Origin of the sequence: Cupriavidus sp. P-10 (genome assembly GCF_003402535.2) — a bacterium.
Lineage (GTDB): Bacteria > Pseudomonadota > Gammaproteobacteria > Burkholderiales > Burkholderiaceae > Cupriavidus.
The window spans coordinates 2,209,153-2,223,052 of sequence record NZ_AP025171.1 but is presented as its reverse complement, the minus strand read 5'-3'; the positions used below and the strand labels follow the sequence as shown (position 1 = coordinate 2,223,052).

General features: G+C 68.9%; 12 protein-coding genes and 1 pseudogene. 5 read left to right on the top strand and 8 right to left on the bottom strand.

Annotated features, from left to right (window positions below):
- Positions 1-102: 102 nt before the first annotated feature.
- Positions 103-1,431 (top strand): MFS transporter, encoded by a 1,329-nt coding sequence (locus CTP10_RS26850; RefSeq protein WP_116319581.1) that lies wholly within the window; start codon positions 103-105, stop codon positions 1,429-1,431.
- A 64-nt stretch (positions 1,432-1,495) separates the two neighbouring features.
- A complete protein-coding gene (locus CTP10_RS26845) occupies positions 1,496-2,560 on the top strand; it encodes a porin (RefSeq protein ID WP_116319582.1) in 1,065 nt (354 codons plus the stop codon).
- A gap of 109 nt (positions 2,561-2,669) precedes the next feature.
- Here the strand turns inward: CTP10_RS26845 and aroQ are convergent, their stop codons facing one another.
- Positions 2,670-3,143: a type II 3-dehydroquinate dehydratase gene (gene aroQ, locus CTP10_RS26840; RefSeq protein ID WP_116319583.1), complete on the bottom strand. Its 474-nt coding sequence runs from the start codon at positions 3,141-3,143 to the stop codon at positions 2,670-2,672.
- 94 nt (positions 3,144-3,237) lie between these two features.
- Here aroQ and CTP10_RS26835 point away from each other — a divergent pair, with 94 nt between their 5' ends.
- Positions 3,238-4,191: a LysR family transcriptional regulator gene (locus CTP10_RS26835; protein ID WP_116319584.1), complete on the top strand. Its 954-nt coding sequence runs from the start codon at positions 3,238-3,240 to the stop codon at positions 4,189-4,191.
- 4 nt (positions 4,192-4,195) lie between these two features.
- On the opposite strand, the gene CTP10_RS26830 is transcribed toward CTP10_RS26835, so the two are convergent.
- Entirely contained in the window at positions 4,196-4,963 is a 768-nt protein-coding gene (locus CTP10_RS26830) for an IclR family transcriptional regulator domain-containing protein (RefSeq protein WP_116319585.1), read from the bottom strand.
- A 134-nt stretch (positions 4,964-5,097) separates the two neighbouring features.
- Between CTP10_RS26830 and CTP10_RS26825 the strand changes: the two are divergent.
- A pseudogene (locus tag CTP10_RS26825) lies at positions 5,098-5,943 on the top strand (sugar phosphate isomerase/epimerase family protein); the annotation flags it as partial.
- A 40-nt stretch (positions 5,944-5,983) separates the two neighbouring features.
- Here CTP10_RS26825 and CTP10_RS26820 read toward each other — a convergent pair.
- The 6 genes from CTP10_RS26820 to CTP10_RS26795 all read right to left on the bottom strand — a co-directional run bounded on the left by CTP10_RS26820 (position 5,984) and on the right by CTP10_RS26795 (position 12,444).
- Positions 5,984-6,895, bottom strand: coding sequence for a DMT family transporter (locus CTP10_RS26820; protein ID WP_116319587.1), 912 nt, complete (start codon positions 6,893-6,895; stop codon positions 5,984-5,986).
- 131 nt (positions 6,896-7,026) lie between these two features.
- Positions 7,027-8,202 carry a c-type cytochrome gene (locus tag CTP10_RS26815; protein ID WP_116319588.1) on the bottom strand — a complete coding sequence of 392 codons (1,176 nt, stop codon included), beginning with the start codon at positions 8,200-8,202 and terminating at the stop codon, positions 7,027-7,029.
- Positions 8,203-8,233: 31 nt separating this feature from the next.
- Complete coding sequence (locus CTP10_RS26810; RefSeq protein ID WP_233528124.1) at positions 8,234-9,223, bottom strand: ABC transporter ATP-binding protein; 990 nt, start codon at positions 9,221-9,223, stop codon at positions 8,234-8,236.
- The gene (locus CTP10_RS26805; RefSeq protein WP_116319589.1) at positions 9,217-10,272 is read right to left on the bottom strand and encodes an ABC transporter permease; all 1,056 of its coding nucleotides are present in this window, start codon (positions 10,270-10,272) and stop codon (positions 9,217-9,219) included. The genes CTP10_RS26810 and CTP10_RS26805 overlap by 7 nt, the downstream gene beginning before the upstream one ends.
- A 3-nt stretch (positions 10,273-10,275) precedes the next feature.
- On the bottom strand, positions 10,276-11,289 hold the full coding sequence (locus CTP10_RS26800; RefSeq protein WP_116319590.1) for an ABC transporter substrate-binding protein: 1,014 nt from the start codon (positions 11,287-11,289) through the stop codon (positions 10,276-10,278).
- A 57-nt stretch (positions 11,290-11,346) separates the two neighbouring features.
- The gene (locus CTP10_RS26795; protein ID WP_116319591.1) at positions 11,347-12,444 is read right to left on the bottom strand and encodes an LLM class flavin-dependent oxidoreductase; all 1,098 of its coding nucleotides are present in this window, start codon (positions 12,442-12,444) and stop codon (positions 11,347-11,349) included.
- Between the two features lie 238 nt (positions 12,445-12,682).
- Here CTP10_RS26795 and CTP10_RS26790 point away from each other — a divergent pair, with 238 nt between their 5' ends.
- A complete protein-coding gene (locus CTP10_RS26790; protein WP_116319592.1) occupies positions 12,683-13,894 on the top strand; it encodes an acyl-CoA dehydrogenase family protein in 1,212 nt (403 codons plus the stop codon).
- Positions 13,895-13,900: the final 6 nt, after the last annotated feature.

Below are 13,900 nucleotides of genomic sequence, written 5' to 3'. Positions count from 1 at the left end.
GACGGGCAGGGGCGCAAGCCCTTGCCTCAAGCCGCGCGCGGGCCACCACAAAAAGGCACGCCGGCAAAGAAGACTTCCTATCCATTGGTGGAGACAGACAACATGACAACGACTCACAAGGAGCTGCCGGCGGCCGCGTCATTCGGCAACTCGATCGGCGACAAGGTGCGCGCCGCCTTTGCCTTCGGCAAGGTGCGCTGGGGCATGCTGGCGCTGGTGTTCTTCGCGACCACGCTGAACTACGTCGACCGCGCCGCGCTGGGCGTGCTGCAGCCGGTGCTGGCCAAGGCCATGGCCTGGACCGCGCAGGACTACGCCAATATCAACTTCTGGTTCCAGGTGGGCTATGCCATTGGCTTTGCGCTGCAGGGCCGCTTTATCGACCTGGTGGGCGTCAAGCGCGCCTTCGCGCTGGCGGTGCTGCTGTGGAGCATTGCCTGCGGCGCGCATGCGTTCGCGGCGTCGGCGGTCGGCTTCATGATCTGCCGCTTCTTCCTCGGCTTGTCGGAGGCCGCCAACTACCCGGCGTGCGTCAAGACCACGCGCATCTGGTTCCCGGCCAGCGAGCGCGCCATCGCCACCGGCATCTTCAATGCCGGCACCAACGTCGGCGCGATGCTGACGCCGATCATGCTGCCGCTGATCCTGCAGGCCTGGGGCTGGCAGGCCGCGTTCCTGGTGATCGCCTCGCTGGGCGCGATCTGGCTGGCGTTTTGGTTCGCGCGCTACCACAACCCGGAGCAGCACCCGACCGTTACTGACGCGGAACTGGCGCACGTTACCCGCGACATCGATCCGCCGGCCCAGCGCATCCGCTACACGCAGATCCTGCGCATGCGCGGCACCTGGGCCTTTGCACTGGCCTACGCCATTACCGCGCCGGTGTTCTGGTTCTACCTGTACTGGCTGCCGCCGTTCCTCAACCAGCAATACCAGCTCGGCATCAGCGTGACGCAGATGGGCATTCCGCTGATCGTGATTTACCTGTGCGCCGACGTAGGCAGCGTGGGCGGCGGCGCGCTGTCGTCGTGGCTGATCGCGCGCGGCATGCCCGCGGTGCGGGCGCGCCTGCTGTCGATGCTGGTCTTTGCCGTGTGCATCGTCTCGGTGGTGATGGCCGCCGGCGCCAGCAGCCTGTGGATGGCCGTGGCGGCGATCTCGGTGGCGATCGGCGCGCACCAGGCGTGGACCGCCAATATCTGGAGCATGGTGATGGACTACACGCCCAAGCACGTGGTCAGCTCGGTGTTCGGCTTCGGCGGGATGATCGGCGCGATCGGCGGCATGTTCATGACGCAGCTGGTGGGCTACGTGCTGACCGTGACCAACAACAACTACGCGGTGCTGTTCACGATGATCCCGTGCGCTTACTTCATCGCGCTGACGTGGCTGTTCTTCCTCGCCCCGCGCAAGGTGCCTGACGCTGTCTGACAACAATCCCTCGCCGGCACGGCTTGTGCCGCGAGACGACAACAAAGACCGGGACAACACTCCGATGCACAAACGATTCATTGCGCTGCTCGCGCTGGGCGCGGGCAGCATGCCCGCTGTCGCCCAGACTTCCGGTGGCGTCACGCTCTACGGCCTGCTCGATACCACCATCCGCTACAGCACCAACGAAGACGCGGCCGGCCACGGCCGCACGCAGATGACCGACGGCGTGCTGACCGGCAGCCGCTGGGGCATCCGCGGCGCCGAGGATATCGGCGGCGGCAACAAGGCGTGGTTCATCCTGGAGTCGGGCTTCTCGCCCGACACCGGAACCAGCCAGCAGGGCGGGCGGCTGTTCGGGCGTACCGCCGTGGTCGGCTTCGACGGTCCTTACGGCAAGCTCGCACTCGGCCGCCAATACACGCTGGCGCATGAAGTGCTGTCGTCGTACGAGGCGATGGCCTTTGCCAACAACTCGATCGTCGGCTACCAGGGCGGCAACTACACGGGGCTGCGCTACGACAACACGCTCAAGTACATCAAGAGCTTTGGCGGCCTGCAGGTGGCCGCGGCCTACACCTTCGGCGAGGTGCCGGGCAGCATGAAGACCAGTTCGGCCGCGGCCGGGTCGCTGGTCTACAGCTCGGGGCCGCTGGAGATCGGCGCGGTCTACCAGCAGACGCAGAACGTCACCTCGGCCTTTTTCGGCGCGGTGCCGGCGGCGCAGGCGAGCAAGCAGACGGTGTGGGGCGTGGGCGGGACGTGGAAGGCGGCGCGCTCGCAATACTACCTGGGCTATACCAACAACCGGCTCGACGTGGCGGACTACCGCAACAACGTGGGCTATGTCGGCACGCGCTTCAACCTGACGGATGCGCTGGCGTTTATCGGCACGTTCCAGTATGACTGGCTGCGGCACGCGGGGCAGGGCGGCAAGCGGCTGACCACGGCGGGCATGCTGGATTACAACTTCAGCAAGCGTACCGACGTGTATGTGGAGGTGGACTACACCCACCTGCAGGGGCAGTGGATCGCGCTCAATAGCGGCGCGGCGTTTGTGAACAGCGGGAATACGTATGGGAACAAGACGCGGGTGGGAGTGATGGCGGGGGTCAGGCATAAGTTCTGAGCGCTCACAGCCTTCCATCCGCGCTGGTTTTCTCCCCTCTCCCGCTCGCGGGAGAGGGAGCCGGCCTGCGGGAATTGCCGGCGCATCGCAACACGCATTGCTGATTGCGTTAAGCGAGCTGCGACTCAGTTTGCGCCCCCGTCACCTGCGCCAGTGCCGCCACCGCCAAGCCATACCCCTTCACCCCCAGCCCCGCCATCACCGCCACCGCCACCGGCGAAATCCACGACTTGTGCCGGAACGCCTCGCGCGCATGCACGTTGGAGACGTGGTACTCGATCACCGGCACCGCCGCGCCCTTGATCGCATCGTGCAGCGCGATCGAGGTATGCGTGAGCGCCCCTGCGTTCAGCACCACGCCGGCCATTTCGCCGCTCGCGCACAGCTTGCCCGCCTCGTGGATCCAGTCGATCAGCTGCCCTTCATGGTTGCTCTGCCGGCACTCGGCCCGCAGCCCGAGCCGCTGCGCGGCCTGCTGGCAGATGCGCTCCACGTCGGCCAGCGTCTCGCTGCCATAGACGGCCGGCTCGCGCGTGCCGAGCAGGTTGAGGTTGGGCCCGTTGAGCACCAGTACTGTCTTCATCATGTCTCCTTCATGTTCCCTGTAATCGGCCCCGATGCTGGCGCGGCCACGGCCGATAGCCTATCGTTTAGCCCTTGTCCCATCATCCACTGCCATGGAAACTCAGCATGCGCCCAGCGCGAACAATGACCCGTTCCTGCGCGACCTGCGGCTGTTCTGCACGGTGGCGCGACGCGCCAGCTTTATTGCCGCGGCCAACGAGACAGGCATCTCGCCGGCCCATGTGAGCAAGCGCATCGCCATGCTGGAGGCCATGCTTGGCGCAAAGCTGTTCCACCGCACCACGCGCCGCGTCAGCGTTACGGCCGAAGGCGAGAGCGCGTTTGCGTGGGCGCAGAAGATCCTGGAGGACGTGGACGGCATGCTTGAGGCGGTCGGCGGTGCCGGTGGCGAAGCGCGCGGGCAGTTGCGCATCGCCACCAGCCTGCGGTTGGGGCGGCGGCACGTGGCGCCGGTGCTGTCGCGGCTGCGGCAGCAGCATCCGGGGCTGGAGGTGTGGCTGGAACTGCTCGACCGCCGCGTCGACCTGATCGGCGAGCAGTTCGACCTCGATATCCGGGTGGGCGAGGTGCAGGAGCCGCACCTGATCGCCAGCCGCATCGCCACCGGCAGCCGCGTGCTATGCGCGGCGCCGGCCTACCTGGCGCGGCGCGGCATGCCGGAGCATCCGTCCGACCTGCCGCGCCATGACTGCCTGCTGTTGCGCGAGCGCGACCAGGCCTTTGGCGTGTGGCGGCTGCAGGGGGAGGGTGGCGGCTGGGAAACCACGAAAGTCACCGGCCCGATGGCATCGAATGTTGCCGACGTGACGCACGAGTGGGCCCTGGAGGGCTACGGCATCATCATGGCGTCGGTCTGGGACGTGGCTGCCGCCGTGCGCGCGGGCGAACTGGTGCGCGTGCTGCCCGGCTGGCAGCATCCGTCCGACATCTGGGCCGTGACCAGCGCGCGCGCGTCGGCCTCTGCGCGCATGCGCGTGTGCCTGGCCTTCCTGAAGGCGCAGCTGACACAGGGGCCGCACGCGCTGGCGACTTCGCTGGAAGGGTAGGCCGCTACAGCACGCGCATGATCAGCAGCGCCGTGTCCTGCAACACCTGCAGCACGCGGTCCAGCGCCTGCTGCGGGGTTTCGTCGCCGATCGGCATGTTGACCGACAGCGCGGCGATCACCTTGCCGTGGCGATCGCGCAGCGGCACCGCCACGCCGCGCACGCCGGTCTGCAGTTGCTGCTCCAGCATCGCATAGCCCTGCGCGCCGGCCTTGCGGATCTCTTCCAGCAGCCGGTCGTGCTGCAGGATGGTGTAGGGCGTGTAGGGCGCCAGCACCACACTCTCCAGCCATGCCCTGACCTGTTCCTCCGGCTGCGACGCCAGCATCATCACGCCCGCCGATCCCAGCGGAGCCGGCACCCGCGCGCCCAGCACAAAGCCCGTGCTCATGACGCGGTTGGTGCTGGTGCGGGCGATGAACACCAGCTCCCAGCCATCGAGCACGCTCAGGTAGGCGGCCTCGCCCAGCTGCGCGGTGATCTGCTGCAGGAAGGGCTGCACCGTGCGCGGCAGCCGCGCCGAATCGAAATACGACCAGCCCACCTTGAGCACGCGCGGCGTCAGGCTGAACAGCGTGCCGTCGCTGGTGGTGTAGCCCAGGTGCTCCAGCGTCAGCAGGTAGCGGCGCGCGGCGGTGCGCGTCAGGCCGGTGCGCTCGGCCGCCTGCGTGGGCGTCAGGCGCGGGTGGTCGTTGTCGAAGGCCTCCAGGATGGCCAGGCCCTTCTCCAGCCCGGCGATCCAGTCGCGCCGGTTCAGCTGTTCGTTTTCCATGGTTAACCCTTGCTTCGCGCGATAGATGATCGCATTGGAGCGATTGTCGCACGCACGCGCGCGAATGACGGTTGTTGAGGGCAATGATGGCTCATAACCTTGGGAAATCCAAGCCGCTACCTCGACTGACCGCCATGACTCTCTTTCCTGCCCCGCTGCGCAAATCGATCGCTACCGTCACCTTGTCGGGATCGTTGCCGGAGAAGCTGCAAGCCGCTGCCGATGCCGGTTTCGACGGCGTGGAAATCTTCGAGGACGACCTGCTGCAATTCCCCGGCACGCCCGCCGAGGTCCGCCGCATGGCCGCCGACCTGGGCCTGCAGATCCTGCTCTACCAGCCGCTGCGCGATTTCGAGGCCATGCCGGGCGGCCTGTCCGCCGCCGAGCTGGCGCGTGCCGAGCGGAAGTTCGATGCGATGGAGCAACTCGGGGTGGACCTGGCACTGGTCTGCAGCAACGTGCAGGACGCGGCGCTCGACGATCCCGCGCGCGCCGCCGCCGACCTGCATGCGCTGGCCGAAGCCGCGGCCCGCCGTGGCCTGCGCCTGGGCTACGAGGCGCTGGCCTGGGGCCGCCATGTGCGCCGCTGGCGGCAGGCGTGGGACATCGTGCAGCGCGCCGGGCATCCCGCGCTGGGGCTGATGCTGGACAGCTTCCATACGCTCGCGCTGGGGGATACGCTGCACGGCCTAGACGCCGTGCCGGCCGAACGGATTTTCTTCGTGCAGCTTGCCGACGCACCACGCATGTCGCTGGACGTGCGCACCTGGAGCCGCCACCACCGCAATTTCCCCGGCCAAGGCGACCTGCCTGTCGTCGGCTTCACGCGTGCCGTGCTCCGGGCGGGCTATTGCGGACCGCTGTCGCTGGAGGTGTTCAACGATGCCTTCCGTGTGGCGCCCCCGTTGCCGGTTGCGCAGGATGGGCTGCGCTCGCTGGAATGGCTGGAGGCAGTCACCAACGGCGCGCCCGTGGCCGCAGCGCGCGCCGGCGGCGCTGCGCACGCGGCACGGTAGAGCGCTAGACCGCGCTCGCTTGCCGCGCCGCGGGCCGTGCCGGCAAGGCACGCTCGCGGGCTGCCACCGCGGTGCCGGCCACGCCGCTGGCGGCGATCATCGCCACGCCCAGCAGCGACCAGGCATCGGGCAGCCAGCCGAATACCAGCCAGCCGCCCAGCATGGCAAAGGCGATCTGCAGGTAGAGATAGGGCGTCAGCACGCTAACCGGCGCGCGGGCATAGGCCAGCACCAGGAACATATGGCCGGCGCAGCCGGCCAGCGCCATGCCCGCCAGCAGCCACCAGTGCAGCGCGTCGACGTGCCAGGTCCACGCCAGCGGCAGCGCCGCCGACAGCAGCACCGCGGCAATGCAGCCTGTATAGAAATGCGTGGTGCCGGCGCCGTCGATCCGGGTCAGCACGCTGGTCAGCAACTGGTAGGCGGCGTTAAGGCAAACCGCCGCGAGCGGCAGCAGCATGGCCGGTTCCAGGTCGGCGCCGGGTCGGATCACCACCAGCGCGCCGGCAAATCCGGCCAGCAGGCAGAGCCAGCGCAGCGCAGACATGCGCTCGCCGAACAGCGTCGCCGCCGCCAGCGCGATCGCCAGCGGCGTCAGGCTGACCACCGCGGTGAACTCGCCCACCGGCAGCACCTGCAGGCTGAAGAACGCACAGGCGCTGGACAGCAGCATCGTCACCGCGCGCACGGCCTGCAGCCACGGCCGGCGCGTGCGCAGCAGGATGCGGCCGCGCGCCGGCAGCAGCACCGCGCCGGTCAGTGCCGCCTGCGCGAGATAGCGGACCCACAGTGCCATCACCACCGGGACGGCGGCGCCGGTGATCTTGGTCATCGTATCGAGCGCGGCAAAGCATGCCACCGCGGCAACCATCAGCGCGATGCCCTGCAGGGGCCGCGAACTTCCCATGGCGCTCATGGCGCCATCCTTAACCGCAACATGTCAGCGTCCAGGCTGGTCCTTCATGAAGCCGAGGGTACTGTCCCGCGCGAGGTCGATGGCGGCGGCGGCTGGAAAGTCAGAATTCGCTGCCAGCGAACAATCCATCCTTAATGGATAAAGCCGCCTTTGACGAAGCGTACCGGCTCGGCATCCATGCGCAGCAACAGTGCCGTCAGGCCATCGATCGCGGCGGACATGGCCGGCGTCGCGGCCGCCGGCCCGGACACGCAGACGAGGTCGGCATCGGACCATGCGCTGCCCGGCGTGCCGCGCGCGCGCAGCCATCCCGCCCGGTCGGCGAGCAGCTGGGTGCCCGCCAGCTGTGCCGGCGGCAACCCGGCAATCGCCGCCACGGCTTGCCAGGCCTGGGCCGACGTCGCCGTGCAGCCGGCGCGGAAGCGCGGTACCTGCGCCGGCACGCTGCCGTCCGGTGTGACGAGCACGGTCAGGAAGCGCGGGTCTTCATAGGGCAGGGAAGTGGCGGCTGCGTCCACCGCCACCAGCCGCACGCGCTGCTCGCCGCGCCAGTGCGACAGCGCCACCGGGGACGCGTCGCCGCAGCGGATCGCCATCTCCGGTAACCGCAGCGGCACCGGCCAGTTGCCTTCGGCACTGTTGGCGGCCGACAACGCTTTCATGTAGTCGATCACGGCCCAGGCCTCGCGATCGGCAAGCTGGCCGCGGAATGCCGGCATGGTCGGCTGGCCGCGGCGGTCGCGCATGCCGGACAGCACGTGCCAGAACAGCTCGCCATCGGCGCGGCGCGCGAGCAGGGGGCTGGCCAGCGTCGGCGGCCACTGGGGCAGGCTGGCGGCCAGCGGTCCTTCGCCGCGGCCATCATTGCCGTGGCACGCGGCGCAATGCTGCGCGTAGACGCGCTGCCCCAGCACGATGGCGTCGACGGCAAAGCGGGTAGGGCTGGTATGGAAGCTGGTGGGGCTGGCGGGACTGAGCAGCAGCGACACCCGTGGCCACGGCGCCAGCAGCAGGGCCAGCACCGCAGACGCCAGCAGTACCGGGCGGCCCCGGCGCCAGGCAATGGCGACGGCGACCGCCAGCACGGCGACGGCGAACGCGCACAGGCTGAAGCCGACCTGGCGTGCCAGGGCAAGGTCGATCAGCAGCGTTTCGCCGGCAATGCGCTGCGCCCATGGCCAGGCCGGCTGGCCATGGCTGGTGCCGGTCAGGCCCAGCACATGCCACAGCCACAGCAGGCCAAGCTGGCAGTTCTCGATCAGGACAAGCAGTGCGTTCAGCCACGCCTGGGGCGGCGGGCCGCTCATGACGCGGCCCGCCAGGTGTTGCAATGGTGCATTACCAGCTCGCGTCCAGTCCCAGGTGGCGCAGCGCTTCGTGCCGCAGTTCGGTCAGGCGCGGGTCGCCGCGATGGCGCGGGTAGGGCAGGTCTACCTTGATTTCCGCCGTGATGCGCGCGGGCCGCTGGCTGAACACGATCACGCGCTGCGCCAGGAACAGCGCCTCTTCCACGTCGTGCGTGACCAGCAGCGCCGAAAAGCGCGAGCGCTGCCACAGCTCGACCAGGTCGCTCTGCATGGCCAGCCGCGTCAGCGAATCGAGCTTGCCCAGCGGTTCGTCCAGCACCAGCAGGCGCGGATCGTTGACCAGCGCTCGCGCCAGCGCCACGCGCTGCGCCATGCCGCCTGAGAGCTGGTGCGGGAAGGCGCGCGCGAACGATTCCAGCCCGACCCGGCGCAGCGCGTCGTCCACGCGATGGCGCTGCTGCGCGAGGATGCCCTGCGCCTGCAGTCCGAGCGCGACGTTGTCCCAGACGCGGCGCCACGGGTACAGCGTGGGATCCTGGAACACCACGATGCGCGACGGATCCGGCTCCGTGATGGGCGTGCCGTCCTGCAGGATCTCGCCCGACGTGGGCTGGTCCAGGCCTGCGACCAGGCGCAGCAGCGTGGACTTGCCGCAGCCGCTGGGGCCGAGCAGGGCAACGAATTCGCCCGGCGCGACGTTGAGGTCGACGTCGTCGAGCACCTGCAGCCGCTCGTTGCCATGGCCAAACCAGTGGCTGACACCGTGGATGTCGATACGGGCGCCGGTCAGTACTCCCGAATCAACACTTGCCGCCGCGCTGACTCCCCTCTCCCTCTCCCTCTCCCGCTCGCGGGAGAGGGGCTGGGGGAGAGGGCTGGCGTATGCAGCACTACCAGGGTCCGGACCCGGTCCACCGCCTGCCCTCTCCCCCGACCCCTCTCCCACTGCGCGGGAGAGGGGAGCCTTCTGCGCGCGCCCGTAAGTCCTGGAGGCTTTCAACCGCTCGACCACGCTCACCATTTCACCGTCCCCTTCTGCCACGACAACACCCGGTCCCGCGCCACGAACAGCAACGTAATCACCCCGGAAAACAGCAGCGCCATCACGATCAGCGCCGCATACATATTCACGTACGAGGCCCACCCCTGCGCCCAGGTCAGGTACCACCCCAGCCCCGATTTCACGCCCATCATCTCCGCCGTCACCAGCACCGAGAACGACGCCCCCAGCCCCATGAACAGCCCGACAAACACCTGCGGCAGCGCCGCGGGAATCGCCACGCGCAACACCAGGAACCAGCCGGATGCCCCCAGCGTGCGCGCCACGTCGTAATAGCTCTTGTTGACGCCGGCAACGCCCGACCAGGTCAGCACGGCCACCGGAAATGCCGTCGCCAGCGCGATCAGGAACACCGCCGCCGAATAGCTCGACGGAAAGAAGTAGAAGGTCAGCGGCAGCAGCGCGGTCGATGGCAGCGGCCCCAGCACCCGCAGCACCGGATGCACCCAGTAGCCGATGCGCCGCGACCAGCCGATGGAAACGCCCACCAGGAAGCCGGCCAGCCCGCCATACGCCACGCCCAGCCCCAGCAGCTTGAGCGTGTTGAGCACGCTGTCGCCAAGCCGGCGCCAGTCATCGGCATAGACCTCGATCAGCGCCTGCGGCGGCGCGAAGAAAGGCGTCGGCAGGGTTGCGGTCTTGGCGGTCAGGATCTCCCATGCGGACAGCACCGCCGGCACCGCCACCAGCCACGGGCCTGCGGTGCGCAGCGCGGCCAGCGGCCGTTGCAGCGCGCGCACGTGCTGGCCGGCCACTGCAAGCAGCGCCAGCAGCGCGGCGGCCGACAGCGCGGCCAGGCCCAGTTCCTCGGTATAGGCCCAGTCGCTGAAGCCCACCACATGGTTGGGCCAGCGCCACGTCAGCGCGCCGAACGCGGCCCACGCCAGCGCGGCCAGCAGGCCCACGGGCCACACGCGTGCCGTGGCGGCATCCTGCGCGGGTACGTCGGAAGCCGCGGCGGCCGGCTGGCGCGCCAGCCGCGCATCGAGTGCAGGTTGGCTTGTCGTCATCGCTTACCCCAGGACATCGGCGTAGACATGCTGCGCCAGGCGTTTGGCATCGGTGCTCTTCTTCAGCACGCCGATGCGGCGGAAATCGTCAGCGTAGAACGCGATCTCTTCGCGCAGGTCGGCGCCGGTCGGATGGTGGTTGTAGGTCAGCGTCGCGTACAGCTTGCGCAGGTCTTCCGGGTTGATCTTGGGCGAGTACCTGGCGAAGACCTTGGCGGCCTCGTTGGGGTTCTCGTTGACGTAGTCGGTGGCCTGCACGATGGCGCGCGCCAGCGACGCGGCGGCGGGGCGGTCATTGCGCACCAGTTCGCCGCGCGCGCCGACCACGCAGCAAACCTTGCGCGCATATTCGCCGGTCAGGTTGGTGGCCAGCTCCACGTAGGCGCCGTTGGTGCGTTTCTCGAGCAGATAGAGGTTGGGATCGCCGTCGGCGATGGCCTGGATCTCGCCCTTGTCGACCGCCACGCCGAGCAGGTCGGCCGGATACTGGCGCCATGTGATGTCCTTGTCCGGGTCGATGCCGTTCTTGGCCAGCAGGATGGTGAAGAAGTGCTTGCCCGGCGCGGCCAGGTCGCTGACGCCCACGGTCTTGCCCTTCAGGTGCTGCAGGCTGGTCACGCCCGCTGCCTTCGATCCCACCAGGCGCACGCAGCCGCCGTGCGAGCTGCCGATGATCTTGACGTCAAAGCCCGCTTCCAGCGGCTTGAGCCAGCGGTGGATCATGCCGACCGCGGCATCGGCCTTGCCGGTGGCGATCGATTCCAGCAGCTGGTCGGTCGAGCCGCTGTAGTTGATCAGGTCGACCTGCAGCCCGTTTTTCTCGAAGAAGCCTTTCTCCTGCGCCACCACGATCGGCGTCAGGCAGAACGAATTCTGGTTCCAGGCGAAGGTCAGCTTGCGCGGCGCGGACCACGCCTGGCGGCCGAGGATCAGCGCCGGCGCCGCGATGGCGGCGGCGCCGGCAAGGCGCAGCACGCCGCGGCGGCGCGGGTCGGTGTCATTGTGCTTCTGGCTCATGGCGATACTCCCCGATTCTTGTTGTGGGTGTGTTGTTGTGATGTACGGCTGCGGTGATCAGGCGGCGCGGCGTTCCGCCTGGTGCGCGGCATCGTGCTGCGCCACCAGTTCGCGTACGCGCGGGATCAGCTCGCGGCCATAGTCGATGGCGTCTTCGAGCGGGTCGAAGCCGCGGATCAGGAAGGTGGTCACGCCCAGTTCATAGTAGGCCAGCAGTGCCTGCGCCACCTGCCCGGGCGTGCCGACCAGGCCGGTCGAGTTGGAACGCCCGCCGGTCTCGCGCGCGATCGCGGTCCACAGGCGCTGGTCGACACGGTCGCCTTTGTCGGCGGCGGCGAGCAGCCGGCGCGCGCCTTCGCTCTGCTGCGGGCCGCCACGGCTGTAGCCGGCCTGCACGCGCAGCGCGCGGGTGCGTTCCAGGATGCTGTCGGCGCGCGCCCACGCTTTCTCTTCGGTCTCGGCCAGCACCGGTCGGAACGAGACCGAGAAGCGCACGGTGCGGCCATGCTGCGCGGCTTCGGCGCGCACGCGCGTGGTCAGCTCGCGCACCTGTTCGAGCGATTCGCCCCACAGCGCATAGACGTCGGCATGCTTGCCGGCGACCTTCAACGCCGCTTCCGACGCGCCGCCGAAATAGATCGGCACATGCGGCTGCTGCGCCGGCTTGACCTCGGAAAAGCCCTGCGTGAAGCGGTAAAACTCGCCAGCATGGTCGAACGGCTGCGGCTCGGTCCAGATGCGGCGCAGGATGTCCAGGTACTCGTCGGTGCGCGCATAGCGCTGGTCATGGTCAAGGAAATCGCCGTCGCGCTGCTGTTCGCTGTCGGAACCGCCGGAGATGAAATGCACGCCCAGGCGCCCACCGCTGAACTGGTCGAGCGTGGCGATCTGGCGCGCCGCCAGCGTCGGCGCGGTGAAGCCGGGCCGGTGCGCCAGCATGAAATGGATGCGCTCGGTCACGCTCGTGGCATAGGCGATGGTCAGCGTGGCCGACGGCCCGGTCGAATGGTGCGGCACCAGGATGCGGTCGAAGCCGGCCTGCTCGTGCGCCTGCGCAAAGGCGCGCACGTAGTCGCGGTCGATTACGGGGCCCGAAGGCGGATGGATCTCGGACTGCTTCTGGCTCTGGATCATGCCGATGAAATCGACGCTCATGCGTACTCTCCTGAATCGGTGACGGCGGCGGCGTGCCACCCGGGCTTTGTATGGACTGGGGAACAAAGTACGCCAGCGGCGCGCCGCGACTAACGAATAAAAACGACGGACCATATTCAATAAGCGTCGTTTTCGGAACGCGGCGGCAGCGCTACGCTATGCGGCATTCGTGGCGATCGGCCCCGACTGCTTCCACAGCGGTCTGCCTTGCCAGCCATCCCTCCCGGAGCTCCGTTCCATGTCTTCGACGTCTTCCCTGCGCCGCCTGCCCGCCAGCGACGCGCGCCTTGGCGAAGTGCTGGCCGAGCTGTCGGCGCGCTTTGCCGCCGGCGCCGCCGCGCACGACGCCGCGGCCAGCTTCCCGCACGACAACTTCGCCCGGCTTCACGCGCAAGGCCTGATCGCGCAGGTGGTGCCGCGCGACTACGGCGGCGGCGGGGCAGGGCTGGCGCAGGCGCGCCGCATCATCGCGGCGGTCGCGGGTGGCGACCCGGCCACGGCGCTGGTGCTGACCATGACCTACCTGCAGCATCGCGCCATCGCGCGCCCCGATTCGCACTGGCCGCACGTGGTGCGCGAGCAGGTCTTTGCCAGCGCGGTGCAGGACGGCGCGCTGGTCAACGCGCTGCGGGTGGAGCCGGAACTCGGCTCGCCGGCGCGCGGCGGCTTGCCCAACACCATTGCCACGCAGGTTGGCGATGGCTGGCGCCTGAGCGGCCGCAAGCTGTACAGCACCGGCATCCCGGCGCTGCGCTGGCTGGCGGTATGGGCACGCACCGACGAGCCGCAGCCGCGTGTGGGCGTGTTCCTGGTGCCGGGGCCGGCCGCGGGCGTGGCCGGCGTGCGCATCGTGGAGAACTGGAACCACCTGGGTTTGCGCGCCTCGGGCAGCCACGAGACCGTGCTCGACAATATCTGGATCCCGCCCGACCACGCCGTCGATATCCGCCCGCCCGCCGCGTGGGCGCCGGCGGGTGCGAGCCAGGCCGACCTCGACGCCAATGCCGACCAGCAGGCGTGGATGATCGTGCTGCTCGGCAGCCTCTATGACGCCGTGGCGCGCGCCGCCGAATCGTGGGTGCGCGGCTTCGTGCGCGAGCGCGCACCCGGCAGCCTGGGCGCGCCGCTGGCGACACTGCCGCGCGTGCAGGAAACCATCGGCGAGATCGCCGCGCTGCTGCGGACCAACCAGGTGCTGCTCGACGATGCCGCCGCGCGCACCGACGCCAATGCGCCCCCCGCCGCCGCCGACAGCGGCCTGCTCAAGTTCACCGTCACCGGCAATGCGATCCGCGTGGTGGAACTGGCGCTGCAACTGGCCGGAAACCATGGCCTGAGCCGCAACAACCCGCTCGAGCGGCACTACCGCGACGTGCTGTGCAGCCGCATCCATACGCCGCAGAACGATTCGATCCTGGTCGCCGCCGGCAAGCACCACCTGGGGCTGTAGGGGCAT